Source organism: Streptomyces radiopugnans, assembly GCF_900110735.1.
Taxonomy (GTDB): Bacteria; Actinomycetota; Actinomycetes; order Streptomycetales; family Streptomycetaceae; genus Streptomyces; species Streptomyces radiopugnans.
The window spans coordinates 40273-57382 of the sequence record NZ_FOET01000005.1 but is presented as its reverse complement, the minus strand read 5'-3'; the positions used below and the strand labels follow the sequence as shown (position 1 = coordinate 57382).

Genomic DNA, 17110 nt, shown 5'->3' with positions numbered 1-17110 from the left:
GTGCCGGGCCGGCGCCTGGCCGGCGGCCCGTCCGGGCGGCGGCGGCCCGGACGGCGGTGCGCCGGCTGTCTGTCGTTCGGCGTCTAGTATCGCCCATGCCCAACGGGTATATATGGGCGTCCGGTGCTCGATGGCGAGGCCGCGCACGACCGGTGCGCTGGGGAGGGACCTATGCGGTGGACGCGGGCCGCGGGAAGGGGGCTCCTGGCCGCCGCCGTCGTGCTGGCGGGTTACGCCGGACTGGGCTCGCCGGCCGGCGGAGGGCGCGGTCCCGTCACCCTGGTCACCGCCGGCGATCTGACCGACTACCTCGACCCGGTGCTCGACGACTGGAACCGCGCGCGCCCGGACGAGAAGGCCACCCTGGTGGAGCTGCCGGACTCCGCCGACGAGACCCGCGCCCAGATGGTCACCGGCCTGCGCTCGGGCAGCTCCCGCTTCGACGTGCTCAACATCGACGTGGCCTGGACCTCGGAGTTCGCGGCGGCGGGCTGGATCGCCCCGGTGGACCCCGGCCGCTTCCCGCTGGACGCCTTCCTGCCGCCGGTGGTGGACACCGCCACCTTCGGCGGGCGGCTGTACGCGGTGCCGTACGTGACCAACGCCGGGCTGCTGTACTACCGCGCGGACGTGCTGGCGAAGGAGGGCGAGCGGCCGCCGCGCACCTGGTCCGAGCTGGAGCGGCTGGCGCGGGAGGTGGCCCCCCGGCACGGGCTGGACGGCTACGCGGGCCAGTTCCTGCCGTACGAGGGGCTCACGGCCAACGCCACCGAGGCGGTGCGCTCGGCGGGCGGCTCGCTCCTCGGCGACGAGGGCGCGACGGTGACCGCCGACTCCGAGGCGACCGTCGAGGGGCTGCGCTTCCTGGCCGACGGGGTGCGCGAGGGCTGGATCCCCGAGGAGTCGCTGACCTGGAAGGAGGAGGAGTCGCGGCAGGCGTTCCAGGACGGGCGGCTGCTGTTCCTGCGCAACTGGCCGTACGTGTACGCGCTGGCGGGCGGCGAGGGGTCGAAGGTGGCCGGGAGGTTCGGGGCGGTGCCGCTGCCCGGTCCGGACGGTCCGGGCGTCAGCGTGCTGGGCGGTTCCAACCTGGCGGTCAACTCCCGTTCCCGGCACCCGGAGACGGCGGCCGATCTGATCGCGTACCTGACCGGTGAGCAGGTGCAGCGCCGGGTGCTCACCGAGGGGGCGCTGCCGCCGGTGCGGGCGTCGCTGTACTCCGACCCGGAGCTGGTGCGCGACTTCCCCTATCTGCCCACCCTGCGCGAGAGCGTGCTGGCGGCCGAGCCGCGTCCCAAGAGCCCGCGCTACGACCAGGTGAGCCTGGTGGTGCAGGCGGTGGTGCACGACGCGATGGCGGGGCGGCAGACCCCGCGTCAGGCGGTCGCGCGGCTGGCGCGCGAGCTGCGGTCCGTCGCGCGCGAGGGCGCCGAACCCGTCCGCCGGGGCGCCGGTCCCGCCGGCGAGGACTGATCCGCTCGCGGGCGTCACACCCTCTCTCCCTGCTTACCCGTTAGGTATTGAACAGCCTCCCTCCACGCCCCTTGCACAGACATACCAGGGTATACAAGGGCGGCTTTTCAACTACGCGTTGACACCTCGATGACACCCGTACATAACATGCATGCATAACGGCGGCTCACGAACCATGTGCTCTGCGAGCAGGAACGGGATCACGAGAGATGCTCACAGCCACGACCGAACAAGGCGTCTCGCCCCGCCCCGCGCGGCCCGCTTCCGCCTCCGGCGAGCCCCGGCGCTGGTGGCGGGACGCGGTGGTCTACCAGGTCTACGTCCGCAGCTTCCTGGACAGCACCGGCGACGGCATCGGCGACCTGGCCGGCGTCCGCGCCGGACTGCCGTACCTGCGGAAGCTGGGCGTGGACGGCATCTGGCTCAGCCCCGTCTACCCCTCCCCGCAGCACGACCACGGCTACGACGTCGCCGACTACCTGGACGTGGACCCGGTCTACGGCGACCTGGAGGAGTTCGACCGCCTCGTGGCCGCCGCCCACCGCCTGGGCCTGAAGGTCGTCCTCGACATCGTCCCCAACCACTGCTCCAGCGAGCACCCCTGGTTCCGCGCCGCGCTGGCCGAGGGGCCGGGCGGCCCGCACCGCGCCCTCTTCCACTTCGCCGACGGCCGCGGCGAGAGGGGCGAGCTGCCGCCCAACAACTGGCGTGCGATGTTCGGCGGCCCGGCCTGGTCCCGCGTCACCGAGCCCGGCGGCGAACCCGGCCAGTGGTACCTGCACCTGTTCACGCCCGAGCAGCCCGACCTCAACTGGCGCGACCCCGCCGTCGCCGAGCACTTCGACCGGGTGCTGCGGTTCTGGCTGGACCGGGGCGTGGACGGCTTCCGCGTCGACGTCGCCGCCGGCCTGTTCAAGCACCCCGAACTGCCCGACTCCCCCGACCCGGAGGCCGACGAGCGCACCCGCGACTCGGTCAACCCGCTGGCCTGGAACCAGCCCGAGGTGCACGGCGTGTGGCGCCGCTGGAGAGCGCTGTGCGACGAGTACGCCGACCGCGACGGCCGCGACCGGCTGCTGGTGGGCGAGGTGTCGGTGCCCACCGCCCGCGAACACGCCAAGTACGTGCGGCCCGACGAGCTGCACCAGGCGTTCTTCTTCCACCTGCTGAGCGCGCCCTGGGACGCGGAGGCCTTCCGCCGGGTCATCGACGAGGCCCTGCGGGACATCGCGGGCACCGGATCCACCGTCACCTGGGTGCTCAACAACCACGACCAGGTCAGGACCGTCACCCGGTACGCGGGCGAGGGCGGCGGGCCGGGGAACCCCGGCCTGGGCGCCGCACGTGCCCGCGCCGCCGCGCTGCTGATGCTGGCGCTGCCCGGCGCCGCCTACGTCTACCAGGGCGAGGAGCTGGGCCTGCCCGAGGTGGTGGACCTGCCCGACGAGGTGCTCACCGACCCCATCTTCCGCCGCACCGGCAGCCGCAGCCGGATCCGCGACGGCTGCCGCGTACCGCTGCCGTGGTCCGGCCACGCCTCGCCCTTCGGCTTCACCTCGGGCGCGGAGGAGGCCCGCCCGTGGCTGCCGCAGCCCGAGTGGTTCGCCGAGCACGCCACCGACCGGGCGCTGGCCGACACCCGCTCGTTCTGGCACCTGTACCGCGACGGACTCCAGTTGCGGCGCGACCTGCCCCAGCTCGGCGAGGGGACGCTGCGCTGGCTGGACGCGCCGCCGCAGGTCCTGGCCTTCGAACGCGGCGACGGGCTGGTCTGCGCGGTCAACTTCGGCACCTCGCCCGTGCCCGCCCCGGCGCCCGGCACTCCCCTGCTGGCCAGCGGCGAGTGCCCGGACGGGACGCTCCCCGGCTCCACCGCCGCCTGGTGGGTCGCCGACCCCGCACCGTCCGCCGCCCCCTGACCACCGGGGCTTCCGTGGCTCCACCGAACCTCCCCACCCCATCCGCCCTCCGGCCCCCGGGCCGGCCGACCCCGAGAGGGACGTCCATGAACACAGCCAGCACCGCCAGACGCACCGCGACCGCCACGGCGACGGCGCTCGTCCTCGCACTGACCGCGTCCGCCTGCGGCGGCGAGTCCACCACCGCGAGCGACAAGGGCGGCCAGGAGCTGAAGGGCGAGACGGTCACGGTCGCCGGGGTGTGGACCGGCGTGGAGCAGAAGAACTTCCAGAAGGTGATGGACGCCTTCACCGAGAAGACCGGCGCCGAGATGAAGTTCGTCTCCACCGGCGACAACGTCTCCACCGTCGTCGGCTCCAAGATCCAGGGCGGCAACGCGCCGGACGTGGTGATGGTCCCGCAGGTCGGCGTGCTCGAGCAGTTCGCCGAGAAGGGCTGGCTCAAGCCGCTGTCGAAGACCGCCGACGACCGGGCGCGCGACTACTTCGCCCCGGTGTGGAAGGAGTACGGAACGGTCGGCGACGTCTTCTACGGCCTGTACTTCAAGGCGTCCAACAAGTCGACCGTCTGGTACAGCCCCGAGGCCCTGGAGCAGGCCGGCGTGACCCCGCCGAAGGACTACGAGGGGATGCTGAAGGCCGGCCGGACCCTCTCCGACTCCGGCGTCGCGGCCTTCTCCGTGGCGGGCGAGGCGGGCTGGCCGCTCACCGACTGGTTCGAGAACGTCTACCTCTCCCAGGCGGGCCCGGAGATGTACGACAAGCTCGCCGCCCACGAGATCCCCTGGACCGACCCGTCCGTCGTCAAGGCCCTGACCACCCTCGGCGAACTCTTCGGCGACAAGGAGCTGGTGGAGGGCGGCGGCGCGGGCGCGCTGCGCACGGACTTCCCCGAGTCCGTCGAGAAGGTCTTCGGCGACGACCCGAAGGCGGGCATGGTCTACGAGGGCGATTTCGTCGCGGGCCTGATCAGCGGGCAGTTCGGCAAGAAGGTCGGCGAGGAGGCCAAGTTCTTCCCCTTCCCGGCCGTGGACGGCGGCGAGCCGCCGGTGGTCGGCGGCGGTGACGCGGCGGTCGTCCTCAAGGACGGGAAGAACGCCGACGCCGGGATGAAGTTCGTGGAGTTCCTGGCCACCCCGGAGGCCGCCGAGGTGTGGGCCGGAGCCGGCGGCTTCATCTCCCCCAACGAGGCCCTGAACCTGGACGCCTACCAGGACGAGACCACCCGGCAGATCGCCCAGTCCCTGGTGGAGGCCGGTGACGGCGTGCGGTTCGACATGTCCGACCAGGCCCCGGCCGCCTTCGGCGGCACCCAGGGCGCCGGCGAGTGGAAGCTCCTGCAGGACTTCCTGCGCGACCCCTCCGACCCGGAGGGCACCGCGAAGAAGCTGGAGGCCGCCGCGGCCAAGGCCTGGAAGAAGAGCTGAGGCGAAGAGCACCGATGTCCGCCACAGCCCCCGCCGTGCCGCCCGCGGAAGCGGGCGGCACCCCGGCCGGCGCCTCCCCCAGGCAGGGGGCGCCGGCCCGGGGCGACGACCCGCGCAGGCGCGCGACGCGCCGCCGCAGGACCGTCGCCGCCGCCTTCCTGCTGCCCGCGCTGCTGCTGCTCGGCGCGCTGGTCGCGTACCCGATCCTGTTCTCCGTCGGCCGCAGCCTCTTCGACGCCTCCGGCACCCGGTTCGTCGGCGCGGACAACTACGTCGAGATGTTCCGCGACCCGACCACGCTCAAGGCCGTCCGCAACACCGCGATCTGGGTCGTGGTCGCCCCGGCCCTGCTGACCGGCCTGGGCCTGATCCTGGCCGTGCTCACCGAGAAGGTGCGCTGGGCGACCGCGTTCAAGCTGCTGATGTTCATGCCGATGGCGATCTCCTTCCTCGCCGCCGGGATCATCTTCCGCATCACCTACGAGCAGGACCCCGACCGCGGCGTCCTCAACGCGGTCGCCGTCGGTGTCCACGACGTCTTCGCCGACCGCCCCGCCTACCCGGGCGCCCGGGCCCGGGAGGACGCCGGCCCGAATCCTCTGGCCAAGGGCGAGGACGGCTCCTACGGCACCGCCGCGGACCTGGCTCCGGGCAGCACCGCCTCGCTCGGCATCGTCGGCGTGCCGCCGAAGGAGGTGCCCTCCGACGCGAAGCCCGCCGCCGGGCCCGAGGGCTCCCCCGGAGCCGGGGACGGCGCGCTCGCCGGGACCGTCTACCTGGACTTCACCCCCGGCGGGGGCGGCGAGCCGGGCCGGATCGACTCCGGCGAGCGCGGACTGCCCGGGATGACCGTCCAGGCGGTGCGCGACGGGAAGACGGTGGGCGAGGCCACCACCGCCGCCGACGGCTCGTTCCGCATCACCGGACTGGAGGGCGGCTCGTACGCCCTGCGGCTGCCGGCGTCCAACTTCGCCGAGCCCTACGGCGGGATCTCCTGGCTCGGCCCCGCCCTGGTCACCCCGGCGATCATCGGCGCGTACCTGTGGATCTGGACCGGCTTCTCGATGGTGCTGATCGGCGCCGGGCTGGCCGCGATGCCCCGGGACGTGCTGGAGGCCGCGCGGATGGACGGCGCGAACGAGTGGCAGATCTTCCGCAGGATCACCGTTCCGCTGCTCGCGCCCGTGCTGACCGTGGTCTTCGTGACGCTGGTGATCAACGTGATGAAGGTCTTCGACCTCGTCTACATCATCGCCCCGGGCCCGGTGCTCCAGGACGCCAACGTGCTGGCCATGCAGATGTGGCTGGTGTCCTTCGGCGGCGGCAACAACCAGGGGCTGGGCAGCGCCATCGGCGTCCTGCTGCTGCTCCTGGTGGTCCCGGCCATGGTCTTCAACATCCGACGCTTCCGCAGGAGCCAGTCATGACCCACGGCACCGTCGACGGCACCGTCGAAAAGGGAGCGGCGGCACAGGCTCCGGCTCCCGCGGCTGCGGCGGCAGCCGCGGGGGCCGGGCACCACCCCCCGCGCACGGGCCGGGCGCGGCGGCCCGCCGGCGCGCGGATCGGCACCTGGCTGGGCAGGGGCGCGGTCCAGGCGTTCCTGGTCGTCGTCGCGCTGGTGTGGATCACCCCCGCGCTGGGGCTGTTCCTGTCCTCGCTGCGGTCGGAGGAGGCCAACTCCGCCAGCGGCTGGTGGACGGCGCTGACCGAGCCGGGCCAGCTGTCGGCCGACAACTACACGGCCCTGCTGGCGGATTCCGGTATCACCCAGGCGTTCTGGAACACCGTGCTGATCTCGGTGCCCACCACCGTCGCCGTGGTGGTGGTCGCCGCGCTGGCCGGATACGCCTTCGCCTGGCTGGAGTTCCCCGGCCGCGACTGGATCTTCCTGGTGGTCGTCGGGCTGCTGGTGGTGCCGGTCCAGGTCGGTCTGCTGCCGGTGGCCGAGATGCTGGGCGCGGTCGGGCTGTTCGGCACGATCCCCGGCGTGGTCCTCTTCCACGTCGCCTACGGACTGCCGTTCGCGATCTTCCTGCTGCGCAACTACTTCGCGGAGATCCCGCGGGAGATGCTGGAGGCCGCGCGGATGGACGGCGGCGGGGAGTGGCGGATCTTCACGCGGCTCGTCCTGCCGGTGGGCAGGCCCGCGATCGCGAGCCTGGCCATCTTCCAGTTCCTGTGGGTGTGGAACGACATGCTGGTCGCACTGATCTTCGCCGACAGCGACTCGCAGCCGCTGACCGTCGCGCTCCAGTCGGAGATGCGGCAGTTCGGCAGCAACATCGAGATCCTCGCGCCCGGCGCCTTCCTGTCGCTGGCCGTTCCGCTCGTGGTGTTCTTCGCCTTCCAGAAGCACTTCGTGCAGGGCGTCATGGCGGGATCGGTGAAGTGACCGTAAGGGCCGGGGGGTTGTGAGCGGGGGGGGTGAGCGGGGGGGGGTGAGCGGTCCCTGCCGCCGTCACGGGGGGCGGCAGGGCCCGGGCGCCCGTCCCGCGGTTCCGTGCGGACCCGCACGGAACCGCGGGACGGGCCCTCAGACCTCCAGCAGCACCGTGAACGGGCCGTCGTTCGTGAGCGAGACCTCCATCTTCGCCCCGAAGCGGCCCGTCTCCACCCGCGCCCCCAGCGCCCCCAGCCTGGTGCACACCTCCTCGACCAGGGGCTCGGCCACCGGGCCGGGGGCGGCCGCCTGCCAGGTGGGACGGCGTCCCTTGCGGGCGTCGCCGTAGAGGGTGAACTGGCTGACGACCAGCAGGGGGGCGCCGGTGTCCGAGCAGGACCTCTCGCCTTCCAGGATCCGCAGGCCCCACAGTTTGCGCGCGAGCCGGTCCGCCTTCTCGGGGGTGTCGTCATGGGTCACCCCGACCAGCACGCACAGGCCCTCCCCGGTGATCTCGCCGACGGTCTCTCCCCCGACGACGACCTTCGCGCCGCCGACCCTCTGCACCACAGCTCGCATGCCGACCATCATGCCGCCCCGGTCGTGCGCCCGCCGACCGCCGCCGGACGGGTGGCCCGGACTGCACGGAGGGTGCCCGTGGTGGCACGATGCGTGCAGCACGGTGCGCACGGTGGCCTGCGGCGTATCCGTGACGGGCCGTGGACCTCGTTGTGATCCACGGCGAAGGGGATGAGGGGCAGACAGAAGATGAGCACTGCCGGAACCGGGCGGACGCCCGGAGCCGTACCGACGGCCCGCGAGGCCGCCTCCACGACAGCGTCCACGGCCGCGTCCACGACCGCCTCCGCCGCCTCGGCGGGTGCCGCGGAGACCGTTCCGGCCGGCGCCGCGAGGGCCGCCGGGGCCGCTTCGGCCGGACCGCCTCCCGGTGCGGACGGCACCATCGGCACGGACGGCACCACCGGTGCGAACGGCGCGGACGACACGGACGACGCGACCCCGGCGGTCCCGCACGACGCCGAGCCGCCGGAGCTGACCGCTCTGCGCCTGCCCCAGCTCCGCGAGCTGCGCCGCCAGGCGCAGCAGGAGGAGGCCGACCTCAGCTATGTGCGGCGGCTGGTCCAGGGCCGTGTCGACATCCTCCGCGCCGAGCTGGCCCGCCGCAGCGCCGCGGACGTACCCCTGATCGACCGGCTGGCGGAGATCCTCGCCGACGCTCCCCCGCCCGGCCGGGGCCCCGCGCGCTCGGCCCGCCATGTGACGCTGCGCACCCCGCGCAGCGAGGAGTACCGGCGGCTGGCCGAGGAGGTGCTCGCCGAGGTGGAGCTGTCCGACCTCGCCGCCCGCACCGACGCCGAGCTGCACGCCGCCATGGCGCGGCTGGGCCGGCACGAGCACCGGATCTCCCGGCGCCGCCGGGCGCTCCAGCGGACGGCGAACGGGTGCAGCGCCGAGATCGCGCGCAGGTACCGTGAGGGCGAAGCACACGTGGACGACCTGCTGCCCTGACCCCGGAGGCGGTCGTCCCCCCTACACCCAGGGAAGGCCGCCCATGTCCGCCAGCACCACCCCGCCCGCGAACGCCCCCGCTCCCGGCACGCAGACCGGCACGCCCTCCGGCGCGCAGACCGGAGCAGCGACCGGAGCACGGCCCTCCGCGGAGCTCCCGGTCCTCGCCGAGGTCGTGCGCTCGGGGTTCACCGAGGGGCACCACCGCGGCTCCGTGGTCGTGCTCGGCCCGGACGGCGGCGTGGAGTGGTCGCTGGGCGAGGTGGCCGCGCCGGTCTACCCCCGCTCGTCCAACAAGCCGATGCAGGCGGCGGCCGTGCTGCACGCGGGTCTGGAGCTGTCGGGCGAGCGGCTGGCGCTGGCCGCCGCCAGCCACTCCGGCGAGCCCTTCCACCTGGAGCTGGTGCGCACCGTGCTCGCGGAGCACGGGATGACCGAGGACGACCTGGGCTGCCCGCCCGACCTGCCGCTGGACCGCGAGGAGGCCGACCGGTTCCTGGCGGCGGGCTCGCTGCCCTCCCGCACCGCCATGAACTGCTCGGGCAAGCACGCCGCCATGCTCGCCGCCTGCCGGGTGAACGGCTGGTCCGGCGCCGACTACCTCGACCCCGGCCACCCCCTCCAGGTGCTGGTGCGCGAGCGGATCGAGGCGGCGGCGGGCGAGCCGGTCGCGCACACCGGCACCGACGGCTGCGGCGCTCCGCTGATGGCGATATCCCTCACCGGTCTGGCCCGTGCCTTCCGCTCCTTCGTGCTGGCCGCGCCCGGCACGCCCGAGCGCCGGGTCGCCGACGCCATGCGGGCCCACCCCGAGTACGTGGCGGGCACCCGGCGCGAGGACACCCGGCTGATGCGCGGGGTGCCGGGCGCGCTGGCGAAGGTGGGCGCCGAGGCGGTCCAGGCGGTGGCCCTGCCCGACGGCCGCGCGCTGGCGATCAAGATCGACGACGGCGGGCTGCGGGCGCTCGGCCCGGTCCTGGCCCGGACGCTCGCGCGGATGGGCGTGGAGTCCCCGGTGCTGGCGGAGATCGGCGACTCCCCGCTGCTGGGCGGGGGGCGGCGGGTGGGTGAAATCCGCGCGACGTTCTGAGGCGGGTGGTCCTAACGTGACCGCCATGGACTCGAACGCCCCTGACATCCGCACCATCGCCGAGGACGAGTACCCGGGCTGGGTGCGCGCTCTGCGAGCGGGTTTCCTGAACTCCTCGGAACTCACCGCCGAGGAGCTGGCCGCCCGGCGCGGCGGAATCGAACTCGACCGCACCCAGGGGGCGTTCGAGGACGGCCGCTGCGTCGCCACCTTCCGCACGCTGCCGCAGCGGCTGACCGTGCCCGGCGGCGCGGCGGTGGACTCCCTGGCCGTCACCAACGTCTCCGCCCTGCCCACCCACCGCCGGCGCGGGCTGCTGACGCGGATGATGCGCAACGCGCTGGCCGACGGACGCGAGCGCGGGGACGTCTGCTCCACGCTGGACTCCGCCGAGTACCCGATCTACGGCCGCTACGGCTACGGCCCGGCCACCTGGTCGACCGACTGGACCGTGGACGCCGCCCGCGCCGGGCTGGACCCGCGCTGGTCGCGCCCGGAGGAGGAGGGCGCCCGGATCGATCTGGTGGAGCCCGCCCAGGCGCGCGTCCTGGGCGCCGAGCTGCACGAACGGGTGCGCGCGCTGCCCGACCGGCAGGGCATGACCGACCGCACCGAGCGCTGGTGGAAGCTGAGCACCGGTGCGATCGACTGGCCCGGCAGCGGCTTCCCGCCGTCCTTCACCGCCGTGTACCGCGACGCCGCGGGCCGGGTGCAGGGGCTGCTGACGTACACCGCCGACGACAACTGGGAGAACGAGGCGCCGCGCCTGAACGCCCGCGTCCGCGATCTGATCGCCGCCGACGCCGCCGCCGAGCGGGCCCTGTGGCACTTCCTGCTCTCCATGGACTGGGTCGCCACCGTCCACTGCCGCCGGCGCGCCCCCGACTCCCTCCTCCCCCGGCTGCTGCCGAACCCGCGCGCCGCCCGGATCACCTCCCACGCGGACTTCCTGTGGCTGCGCCCGCTGGACGTCCCGGCGCTGCTCCGAACCCGTACGTACCCGGTCTCCGGCACGCTGGTGCTGGAGCTGGAGGATCCGATGGGCATCGCCGGGGGGCGCTTCCTGCTGGACGCCTCCCCCGAGGGCGCCACCTGCGCGCCCACCACGCGCTCGGCCGACCTCTCGATGGGGGTGGGCGCGCTGAGCTCGATGTACCTGGGGGACGAGTCCGCCTCGCGGCTGCGGGAGCTGGGGCAGCTGACCGAGGAGCGTCCCGGTGCGGCGGCCCTGGCGGACGCCCTGCTGCGCACGGGCCGCCGGCCCTGGTCACCGGACGTCTTCTGACGGCGCCCGCCGGGCGCGCTGCGCAGGCACGCTCGCGCGGGCGCGCTTCCGCAGGCGCGCTCCCGGGGTGCCGCCCCGCCCCTCCGCCGCCGGGGCGTGGGTTCACGGCGGCGGAGGGACGGGCGTTCGGCCGTGCGGTGCTACGCCGCCGGCAGCACCAGCAGGGTCAGCACCACGGCGCCGATGCAACCGCAGGTGGTGTTCCCCTCCCGGTAGCCGATGGTCAGCATGACCAGGCCGAACACCCCGGCCAGTCCGAGGTGGGACTCCACCAGCTGTTCGAGGGCGGCGAGCGCGAGAGCGTAGACGGGCATGGCGGTCCCTCCTCCGGAAGGCTCGTCGGAACGGGCGACGGGTGTCGGCAGGCTCGACGGGTGTCGGCAGGCTCGACGGGTGAAGAGTGCTGAGGCCGAGGCCACGCCCTGCGCCGCCGGGCGCGCGACGGCGCGCTCCTGGCGAGTACCTTTCGGCGAGGACCTTGCGACCAACTGGATTGCGGCTCTTACAACTTTCTCAAGTTGGTCTCCAACTTGCTTAACTTCTTCCCATCCGGATGAAATTTCAAAACGGTTCGCGGCCAACTCCCGCTCAATGGCCAGAAGTTGTACGGTCACAGCGTGAGCCACGACAGCACCGCCACAAACGGAACGCATCCCTCATCGCGTGATCGTGTGGCAGACGCCCTGCGCGCCCGCATCCTCTCCGGCACCCTCCGCCCCGGCTCCCGCCTGCCCACCCAGCAAGAGCTGGCCGTCGAGTTCGACACCAACCGCACGGCCGTCCGCCAGGCCATCGACACCCTCCGGCGCGAGGGCCTGCTCACCGGCACCGGCCGCGGCGCCCCGCCCTCGGTCGCCGAGCACGCCCGCGGGCACGAGGCCCCCCGCAAGGCCGACATCGAGCTGGCCGACCGGCTCCACGAGGCCTTCCGCGCCGAGCACGTCACCATCGACGTCTTCTCCCTGACCACCGAGACCCTCAACACCGCCCTGGCGCACGCGACGATCGCCATCAGCAGCGGTGAACTCTCCCCCCGGTCGATCACGGCACGGGTGCTGCTGCCCGGCACCGAGGCCGATCTGGCGCTCCCCCGCCCGGTCTCGGACCCGGAGGGGAACGACAAGCGCCCCCTGGAGCGGCTGCACGAACTGACCCACACCTTCGCGGACGCCCTGCGCAGGCAGCTGGAGACCCTCAAGGTGCGCGATCTGGTGCCGGAGGTCTCGGTGGAGTTCCGCACCGTGCCCATCACCCCGACCCACAAGGTGTACCTGCTCAACGGCACCGAGGCCCTCTTCGGCTACTACCAGGTGATGCGACACAAGGTGCCCTACCGGGGCGAGGAGATGGAGATCCACGACGTGATGGGGATCAGGGCCAAGCTCTTCCGCCACGCCTCGGGCCCCGATCTCCACGGCGAGCACGGCACGGCGTTCGTGGACGAGACACGGCGGTGGTTCGAGTCGCTCTGGTCAAGCATTGCCCAACCCCTGACACTCGGTTAGATGTATGACCTCATCAGCTCGGCCGAGTGCGTCCTCTTCGACTTCGACGGACCGGTGTGCCGGCTCTTCTCGGGTCATCCGTCCGCCGGGATAGCCCAGCGCATGCGCGATCTGGTCGCCGAACACGGGCAGGAGCGGCTCCTCGGCGAGGAGGCCCGCTCCACCGGCGATCCGCAGGTCGTCCTGCGCACCGTCGCCGCCGCCCGGCCCGGCGGCGAACTCGCCGCCCTGCTGGAACGGGCCCTCACCGAGGAGGAGATGCGGGCCGCCGCGGTCGCCCGCCCCACCCCGTACGCCGACCCGCTCGTCCAGACCCTGGCGGCCACCGGGCGGCGGCTGGCCGTCACCACCAACAACTCGGCCCGTGCGGCCGAGCTCTATCTGACCGGCCGGCGCCTCGCACCGTACTTTTCCGGCCACATCCACGGCCGCCGGCCGGACACCCGGCTGCTCAAACCGCATCCCGACTGCCTGCACCGCGCCCTTGAGTCCACCGGAACGCGACCCGAGCGCGCTCTGATGATCGGCGACAGCCCCGTGGACCTGCTCGCCGCCGGGGCGGCGGGCGTCCGCTTCCTGGGGTACGCCCGGAACGGGGGAAAGGCGGAGCAGCTGCGCGAGGCGGGCGCCTCGCACGTCGTCACATCGCTCCAGGACGTACTGACCGCGGTACGGACCCCCACCTTCGGGTGAGGGGGTGTGCGGGGTCCGGGCACGGGCGCATCCCCCCGCGGTCCGCGGAGTAGTCTTCGCCTTCCCCGCCTCCCGTCCCCCGCACCGCACCGCACAGCCCTGCACCGTCCCGTCCCCGGCGGGCCGGTCCGCACGACCGAAGGACTCCGGAACCGCGTCGATGGCACACCCCTCCACCTTCCAGGGACACCACCGCATCTGGCACGTGGTCCCCGGGCCCGGAGGCCGCGGATGGGTCAAACTCGCCGAACCCCGCGACGAGGTCCTCTGGTTCGACCGGCGCTGCTTCCGCTCCGAGGAGGACCTGCTGGCCGAACTCGGCCGGCACGGCGTGTCCCGCGTCCCGTCGGCCCGCCCGGTGGGCGCCGGAGGCCCGGCGGTCCAGGACTTCATCGCGGGAAGGACGCTGTCCGAGGTCTCCCCCACCGGGGAGGCCGTGGCCGAGGAGCACCTCGCGCAGATCCTGCGGCGCTTCTCGGAACTGGCCCGCGTACGCCCCGAGGCCGTCACCGCGGCGCGCCGGTGCTCTCGCCGGGAACGCGTCGCCTCGCCGCGCAGCTCGAAGTTCCTGCGCGGCCTCATCCGGTTCACCCGCAGACGCGCCTACCGCGCCCGGCGCCCCGAGTACGGCCGGCTCTTCGACCGGCTGGGCGTCCCGCCGCGCGCCCTCGGCCGGACGTCGCGGCTGTGGTCCGAGGCCGGGAAGCTGACGCCGCGGCCGTTCTGCCTGCTCCACGGCGATCTGCACCGGGCGAACCTGATCGTCGACGGATCGGGCCTGCTGTGGACCATCGACTGGGAGCTGGCCATGCTCGGCGACCCGCTCTACGACCTGGCCACCCATCTGTACCTGATGGGCTACCCGCCGTCGCAGGAGGGCGAGGTCGTCGAACGCTGGCGCACGACGGTGGAAGCCGTACTGCCCGGTGCGGGGGCCGCGGCCGGGCAGGACCTGCCCCGCTACCTCGCCTACAAGAGGGCCCAGTCGGTGTACACGGACGTCGTCCGCCAGGCCCGGTGGCTCGCCGGCGCGGGCCCGGCCGAGTACGGCGAGCGGCTGAGCAGGGTCGCCGGGACCGTGCACGGCGTCCTGGAGCGTGCCGCGGACGCCCTGGGGATGGCCAGGGTGCCCGGCAGGGGGGAGGTCGAGGCGGCATACGCGGCGCACACGGCGCACACGGCGCCCGGCCGCGTGAAGCCCCGCCCGGGCCGCCCCGCCTCTGCCCCTGCCCCCGCCCCGGCGGTACGCGCCGCGGCGGGGGCGGGAGCCTCCCGTCCCGGCGGGCGGGCGGCCGGTGTCACCGGCTCCCCTCCGGCCTCCCTCCCCGCCTCCGGCGGGCCTTCCGGCCGAGGAGGTACGGGCCCGCGACGGCTCCGGCCGCCGCCAGGTAGAGGGGCATGAGCTTGAGCGCGAAGGGCATCGAGGCGCCGAGGACGGCCTCGGCGGTGAGGCCGATCGCCACGGCGGCCAGCTCGCCCAGGAGGAAGCCGGCGACGAGGCCGGCGAGTGCGGCGAGTACGTGCTTCACGGTCTTCTCGCTCTCTCGGATCGGGGTGTTCACAGGTACGAGGGGCCGGTGACCCGGCCCCGGAAGGTCAGCCACAGCCACACCTGGGCGGCCACCGGCAGCGGTACGACCGCCAGCACCGCAGGCACCAGCAGGCCGAGCACCTGGCCGCCGGCCGCCGACTCGGCCAGGGGCAGCCGTACCCCCGCGGCGAGCGGCAGCACGGCCATGGCCAGGGCGGTCAGGGCGAAGGTGGAGCGCTCGCCGGCACGGCCCGCGGGCAGCCGGGCGCGGCGGCGGAGGCCACCGGTCAGCCGCAGCGCGGCGAAGGCCGACCCGTGGACGGCGAAGAGCGCGGCCACGCCCAGCGAGGTGAGGACGGTGGCCGGGCCCGCGGCCGGTTCGGCGGGGTCGCCGGTGAGCAGTCCGGCCAGCAGCCATCCCCAGGCGAGGGCAGCCGTCCAGCTCCCGGCCACGACCATGCCGTCGCAGAGCGCCCGCCAGGCGCGCCACGGGGCGCGTCCGCGCCACCACAGGCCCGCGTCCCGCACGATCCATCCGGCCAGCAGGGGGACGAGGACGGCGGACTGACCGGTGAACACCTCACCCTCCAGCGCCGGGAAGCAGCCGACGAACACCCCGGCGGCGGCGATCAGCCACACCTCGTTGCCCAGGAAGAAGGGGGCGATGGCGGCCAGGACGGTCCGCCGCTCGTCCGCGTCGCGCCCCAGGTGGGGCAGGAGCATGCAGACGCCGAGGTCGGCGCCGCCGAGCACGAGGTAGCCGGCGGTGAACAGGCCCAGCAGGGCGGCGGCGAGGGTCTCCACGGCGATCTCCACGGCGGTCTCCGCTCTCGGTACGGCTCTCGGTACGGCTCAGTACGCGGGGACGGGGCCGATGTCGCGTCCGGCGGGCGGCCCGTCCCCCGGTGTCCGCTCGTCCCGCTCGTCCTCACCCGGCTCCCCGAGCCCCCCGAGCGCGACGGCGCCGGGGCCCCGGCGGGCCGTGCGCAGCAGCAGCCACCAGTTGACGGCCAGCAGCAGCGCGAAGAGCGTGGTGAAGACGGCCAGCGAGACCCGCATCCCGCCGGCCGACACGTCCGAGAGCGCGTCCTCGGTCCGCAGCAGCCCGTAGACCACCCACGGCTGCCGTCCGGCCTCCCGGAAGACCCAGCCCGCCGTCATCGCCACGTACGGCAGCGGCACCAGCGCCATCAGCAGCACGTGCCAGCCCCGGAAGCGGAGCACGGCCCGGCGGAAGCAGGCCAGCAGCGCCGAGCCGGCCGAGGCGTACAGCATCAGCGCGAACGCGCCGAGCATCAGCAGCGCGGCGCCGCGCACCAGCCCCTGGGAGGGGACGTAGTCGCCCGGGCCGAAACGCTCCACCAGCTCCGCCTGGAGCCGCGCGATCTCGGCCGTCTCCGCCCGCCACACCGCGCTCTTCATCGGCTGGTGGCCGGCGATCGCGGAGAGCTGGAGGCCGCCGGACGCCGCCGTCCACAGCAGCGCGGGCGGCGCGAGGAAGACCCCGATCCGCAGCGACCTGCGGAACAGTTCGGTGTCGGCCCCGGACGGACGGGACGTGCCGCGCCGGCGGAGGTGGTACGCGCTGATCCCGGCGACGAAGAACGCCGCCGTCAGCAGCGCCCCGCCCGCGATGTGCCCGAAGGCGAGCAGCGTGCTGGGGTTGGCCAGGACGGCGGGGGCGTCGGCCAGTTCGATGCCGTGCGCCGTCCTGGTGTACCCCACGGGGTGGTTGAGGAAGCCGTTGGCGACCAGGATCCAGTAGGCCGACAGGTAGGCGGTGCCGGTGACCACCCACAGCAGGGCGCAGTGCAGGCGCGGTCCGAAACGGTTCCAGCCGAAGATCCACAGACCCAGGAAGGTGGACTCGACGAAGAACGCGACGATCGTCTCCATCGCCAGCGAGGCGCCGAGGACATCGCCCGCGTAGTGCCCGAGCCCGCTCCAGGCCAGCCCGAACTGGAACTCCATGGCGATGCCGGTGACGATCCCGACCGCGTAGTTGACGACGTAGAGCTGGCCCCAGAAGCGCACCATGCGCGCGCGCACGGCCGCGTCCCGCCCGCCGTCCCCGCCGCTCCCGCGCCGCAGCACCGCCCACGTCTGGACGGCGGTCACCACGGTGGCCAGGCCCAGCGTCAGCGAGACGAACAGGAAGTGCGCGGCGGCGGTGAGGGCGAACTGCCACCGCGCCAGGTCGAGTGCTCCGGTTCCGTCCACGCCACCACCGTCGGCGAACGGTGCGCCCCGGCGCATCGGCCCGTGGCGGACACC

16 protein-coding genes are annotated in these 17110 nt (G+C 74.0%); 11 read left to right on the top strand and 5 right to left on the bottom strand.

Translation table 11 applies throughout. The features are described from left to right. The first annotated feature begins 171 nt into the window (after window positions 1-171). The 5 genes from BMY40_RS12505 (at window position 172) to BMY40_RS12485 (ending at window position 7214) form a co-directional block, all read left to right on the top strand. On the top strand, window positions 172-1473 hold the full coding sequence (locus tag BMY40_RS12505; RefSeq protein ID WP_093658731.1) for an ABC transporter substrate-binding protein: 1302 nt from the start codon (window positions 172-174) through the stop codon (window positions 1471-1473). 209 nt (window positions 1474-1682) lie between these two features. After that, window positions 1683-3392 carry a glycoside hydrolase family 13 protein gene (locus BMY40_RS12500; protein WP_093658729.1) on the top strand — a complete coding sequence of 570 codons (1710 nt, stop codon included), beginning with the start codon at window positions 1683-1685 and terminating at the stop codon, window positions 3390-3392. A gap of 86 nt (window positions 3393-3478) precedes the next feature. Beyond that, window positions 3479-4819 carry an ABC transporter substrate-binding protein gene (locus BMY40_RS12495; RefSeq protein WP_093658727.1) on the top strand — a complete coding sequence of 447 codons (1341 nt, stop codon included), beginning with the start codon at window positions 3479-3481 and terminating at the stop codon, window positions 4817-4819. A gap of 14 nt (window positions 4820-4833) precedes the next feature. Next, window positions 4834-6246 (top strand): carbohydrate ABC transporter permease, encoded by a 1413-nt coding sequence (locus BMY40_RS12490; RefSeq protein ID WP_093658725.1) that lies wholly within the window; start codon window positions 4834-4836, stop codon window positions 6244-6246. Then, on the top strand, window positions 6243-7214 hold the full coding sequence (locus BMY40_RS12485; protein ID WP_093658723.1) for a carbohydrate ABC transporter permease: 972 nt from the start codon (window positions 6243-6245) through the stop codon (window positions 7212-7214). The genes BMY40_RS12490 and BMY40_RS12485 overlap by 4 nt, the downstream gene beginning before the upstream one ends. 141 nt (window positions 7215-7355) lie before the next feature. Here the strand turns inward: BMY40_RS12485 and dtd are convergent, their stop codons facing one another. Beyond that, complete coding sequence (gene dtd, locus BMY40_RS12480; RefSeq protein WP_093659153.1) at window positions 7356-7781, bottom strand: D-aminoacyl-tRNA deacylase; 426 nt, start codon at window positions 7779-7781, stop codon at window positions 7356-7358. 189 nt (window positions 7782-7970) lie between these two features. On the opposite strand from dtd, the gene BMY40_RS12475 reads away from it, so the two are divergent. Genes BMY40_RS12475 through BMY40_RS12465 form a run of 3 tightly spaced genes read left to right on the top strand, consistent with a single transcriptional unit; the run spans window position 7971 to window position 11107 of the window. After that, window positions 7971-8732, top strand: coding sequence for an RsiG family protein (locus tag BMY40_RS12475; RefSeq protein ID WP_093658721.1), 762 nt, complete (start codon window positions 7971-7973; stop codon window positions 8730-8732). A 43-nt stretch (window positions 8733-8775) separates the two neighbouring features. Continuing rightward, entirely contained in the window at window positions 8776-9822 is a 1047-nt protein-coding gene (locus BMY40_RS12470) for an asparaginase (protein WP_093658719.1), read from the top strand. A gap of 25 nt (window positions 9823-9847) precedes the next feature. Beyond that, the gene (locus tag BMY40_RS12465; RefSeq protein WP_093659151.1) at window positions 9848-11107 is read left to right on the top strand and encodes a GNAT family N-acetyltransferase; all 1260 of its coding nucleotides are present in this window, start codon (window positions 9848-9850) and stop codon (window positions 11105-11107) included. 140 nt (window positions 11108-11247) lie between these two features. Here BMY40_RS12465 and BMY40_RS28045 read toward each other — a convergent pair whose 3' ends face one another. Beyond that, on the bottom strand, window positions 11248-11421 hold the full coding sequence (locus BMY40_RS28045; protein WP_177213983.1) for a hypothetical protein: 174 nt from the start codon (window positions 11419-11421) through the stop codon (window positions 11248-11250). A gap of 357 nt (window positions 11422-11778) precedes the next feature. Here BMY40_RS28045 and BMY40_RS12460 point away from each other — a divergent pair, with 357 nt between their 5' ends. The 3 genes from BMY40_RS12460 (at window position 11779) to BMY40_RS12450 (ending at window position 14707) form a co-directional block, all read left to right on the top strand. Continuing rightward, window positions 11779-12612 carry a winged helix-turn-helix domain-containing protein gene (locus tag BMY40_RS12460; protein ID WP_245770044.1) on the top strand — a complete coding sequence of 278 codons (834 nt, stop codon included), beginning with the start codon at window positions 11779-11781 and terminating at the stop codon, window positions 12610-12612. After that, window positions 12613-13305, top strand: a complete 693-nt coding sequence (locus tag BMY40_RS12455; protein ID WP_093658715.1) for an HAD family hydrolase — start codon at window positions 12613-12615, stop codon at window positions 13303-13305. A 160-nt stretch (window positions 13306-13465) separates the two neighbouring features. Continuing rightward, entirely contained in the window at window positions 13466-14707 is a 1242-nt protein-coding gene (locus BMY40_RS12450; RefSeq protein WP_093658713.1) for an aminoglycoside phosphotransferase family protein, read from the top strand. Here BMY40_RS12450 and BMY40_RS29145 read toward each other — a convergent pair. The 3 genes from BMY40_RS29145 to BMY40_RS12435 are packed head-to-tail and all read right to left on the bottom strand — an operon-like array spanning window position 14604 to window position 17056. After that, on the bottom strand, window positions 14604-14834 hold the full coding sequence (locus tag BMY40_RS29145; protein ID WP_425443108.1) for a DUF5957 family protein: 231 nt from the start codon (window positions 14832-14834) through the stop codon (window positions 14604-14606). The genes BMY40_RS12450 and BMY40_RS29145 overlap by 104 nt on opposite strands. 29 nt (window positions 14835-14863) lie before the next feature. Next, window positions 14864-15652 (bottom strand): cytochrome d ubiquinol oxidase subunit II, encoded by a 789-nt coding sequence (locus BMY40_RS12440; protein ID WP_245770043.1) that lies wholly within the window; start codon window positions 15650-15652, stop codon window positions 14864-14866. A 36-nt stretch (window positions 15653-15688) separates the two neighbouring features. Continuing rightward, window positions 15689-17056: a cytochrome ubiquinol oxidase subunit I gene (locus tag BMY40_RS12435; RefSeq protein WP_245770042.1), complete on the bottom strand. Its 1368-nt coding sequence runs from the start codon at window positions 17054-17056 to the stop codon at window positions 15689-15691. Window positions 17057-17110: the final 54 nt, after the last annotated feature.

What these genes read in the sequence shown, in the direction of transcription:
- BMY40_RS12455 (WP_093658715.1), top strand. Translation starts at nt 12,613, where the DNA reads ATGTATGACCTCATCAGCTCGGCCGAGTGCGTCCTCTTCGACTTCGAC.
- BMY40_RS12490 (WP_093658725.1), top strand. Translation starts at nt 4,834, where the DNA reads ATGTCCGCCACAGCCCCCGCCGTGCCGCCCGCGGAAGCGGGCGGCACC.
- BMY40_RS12450 (WP_093658713.1), top strand. Translation starts at nt 13,466, where the DNA reads ATGGCACACCCCTCCACCTTCCAGGGACACCACCGCATCTGGCACGTG.
- BMY40_RS12485 (WP_093658723.1), top strand. Translation starts at nt 6,243, where the DNA reads ATGACCCACGGCACCGTCGACGGCACCGTCGAAAAGGGAGCGGCGGCA.
- BMY40_RS12500 (WP_093658729.1), top strand. Translation starts at nt 1,683, where the DNA reads ATGCTCACAGCCACGACCGAACAAGGCGTCTCGCCCCGCCCCGCGCGG.
- BMY40_RS28045 (WP_177213983.1), bottom strand. Translation starts at nt 11,421, where the DNA reads ATGCCCGTCTACGCTCTCGCGCTCGCCGCCCTCGAACAGCTGGTGGAG.
- BMY40_RS12505 (WP_093658731.1), top strand. Translation starts at nt 172, where the DNA reads ATGCGGTGGACGCGGGCCGCGGGAAGGGGGCTCCTGGCCGCCGCCGTC.
- BMY40_RS12495 (WP_093658727.1), top strand. Translation starts at nt 3,479, where the DNA reads ATGAACACAGCCAGCACCGCCAGACGCACCGCGACCGCCACGGCGACG.
- dtd (WP_093659153.1), bottom strand. Translation starts at nt 7,781, where the DNA reads ATGCGAGCTGTGGTGCAGAGGGTCGGCGGCGCGAAGGTCGTCGTCGGG.
- BMY40_RS12470 (WP_093658719.1), top strand. Translation starts at nt 8,776, where the DNA reads ATGTCCGCCAGCACCACCCCGCCCGCGAACGCCCCCGCTCCCGGCACG.
- BMY40_RS12475 (WP_093658721.1), top strand. Translation starts at nt 7,971, where the DNA reads ATGAGCACTGCCGGAACCGGGCGGACGCCCGGAGCCGTACCGACGGCC.
- BMY40_RS12465 (WP_093659151.1), top strand. Translation starts at nt 9,848, where the DNA reads ATGGACTCGAACGCCCCTGACATCCGCACCATCGCCGAGGACGAGTAC.